The following is a 1,560-nucleotide window of genomic DNA, read 5'->3' as shown; positions in this document are numbered from 1 at the left end:
GAGGCCGTCTGTGCGCATCGGGGCCACTCAAACGCAACAGATTATCCTCATGCAAATACGTGTACTGCACATACGGGACCACCACCTGACCGGGGTCTGCCGCATAAGCGAAAGGGCAAGTCATGGACACCAACAGAGCGCACATGCGCACGCGAGTCCTGCGCTTGCTGTTATTGCGAAACTGCCGTGACTTCACGAATCAGCGCCCTTTCTTTTTCATTTTACTTTTTAAAACAATGGCAATATTTTGCGACTGAATTGCTGCGCTGCAACACAGAAAAAATTAGAAGTAATCATGCATCATTTTTGAAATTTAGGCAAAAATTTATGTGGAAAATTGCCACGCAGAAAACCAGGCGACAAGGATACATGCCCCTATAAACGGGACAATCAGACAATCCAGCAAGGCTTTGTAGGAAAAACGGAAAATTACCATTTTCGCAACAAATGCTCTCCGACTCATAAACTATTTATATCGCGATGCAACAAAAACTGAACGTTTATCCTTGAGCAAGAGTCCCAGCGCTTTCCGCGTCCCCCACAAGCCGCTAATATTTCCCCGGCAACACCCGCATACTTCAAAGTCCTTCATGAACTGGCATACGATCACCTTCCTCGGCGACAGCACCATCACTATTCCCGGCGCTTGCATCCTGGCACTCTGGCTGGCCATCAACCGCATGTGGCGCCCCATGTTCGCCTGGCTTGCCGCCTTCGGCATGGCAATGCTGATCGTGGTGATCAGCAAGCTCTTGTTCATGGGTTGGGATATCAGCCTGCCCATGCTGAACTTCACCGGCTTCAGTGGTCATACGGCCTCCTCCAGCGCACTCTATCTCTCGCTGGCCCTGCTGCTGACCCAGCAATGCAGCCGCGGCCGCCGGCTGCTGGTGCTGGCCTTGACTGCGCTGGTAGTAACAGCGGTAGGCACGTCACGTCTGATGATCAAGGTTCACTCGGAGTCCGAGGTCTTGCTCGGACTGCTGGTCGGTGCCGGCGCAGCCTGGGCTTTCGGCTTGTCGTTACGCGAGTCGGCACCGCCCCTGCGCCATCTGTTGCTGCCCCTGGGTCTGGCGGCCGCGCTGATGATGACCGGCTTTGACAAGCCCGCTCCGACCCAAAGCTTCCTGCAGGAATTGGCCAAGAACCTGTCCGGGCGCACCGAAGTCTATATGCGTCACGAGCCGCTCTGAGTTCGCCACAGCTTCCCCTCTTGAAAAAAATGCCGTCCAGCATGTCACTGGACGGCATTTCCGCAATGGCTGGCGCGGCGGTTGACCGTATCAGACAGCCAGGGCGCCCGGCAGCGCGATGCGGCGGCGGCGCAAGGTCGCCACGCCCACCACCAGCGCCAGGCCGGCCAGCATCAGCACGTACTCTTCGGGCTCGGGAACCGGCGCCACGGCAGCCAGGTTGCCGGTGAAGGGTTGCAGATGCAGCTCGCCCTTTTGAGTCAAGCTGTTGACGAACACGCCGCCTTCGATGTTCTGGTTATTGGTCAGGCTGGCATGGATAGCCAGGATGCTGCCGCCGAACTGGCTGTTGATGTCAAGCGTGGCG

2 protein-coding genes are annotated in these 1,560 nt (G+C 56.5%); one reads left to right on the top strand and one right to left on the bottom strand.

Annotation, left to right across the window (positions count from 1 at the left end; translation table 11 throughout):
• Window positions 1-590 precede the first annotated feature (590 nt).
• Window positions 591-1,193: a phosphatase PAP2 family protein gene (locus I5W_RS08160; protein ID WP_017450881.1), complete on the top strand. Its 603-nt coding sequence runs from the start codon at window positions 591-593 to the stop codon at window positions 1,191-1,193.
• Window positions 1,194-1,283: 90 nt separating this feature from the next.
• On the opposite strand, the gene I5W_RS08155 is transcribed toward I5W_RS08160, so the two are convergent.
• A partial coding sequence (locus tag I5W_RS08155; RefSeq protein ID WP_044528857.1) for a choice-of-anchor A family protein occupies window positions 1,284-1,560 on the bottom strand: 277 nt, incomplete at its 5' end.

Origin of the sequence: Herbaspirillum sp. B65 (assembly GCF_000333555.1) — a bacterium.
GTDB classification, from domain to species: domain Bacteria; phylum Pseudomonadota; class Gammaproteobacteria; order Burkholderiales; family Burkholderiaceae_D; genus Herbaspirillum; species Herbaspirillum rubrisubalbicans.
This window is presented reverse-complemented; position numbering and strand designations above follow the sequence as displayed.

Coding starts and splice junctions, on each gene's coding strand:
- I5W_RS08160 (WP_017450881.1), top strand. CDS start 591: ATGAACTGGCATACGATCACCTTCCTCGGCGACAGCACCATCACTATT.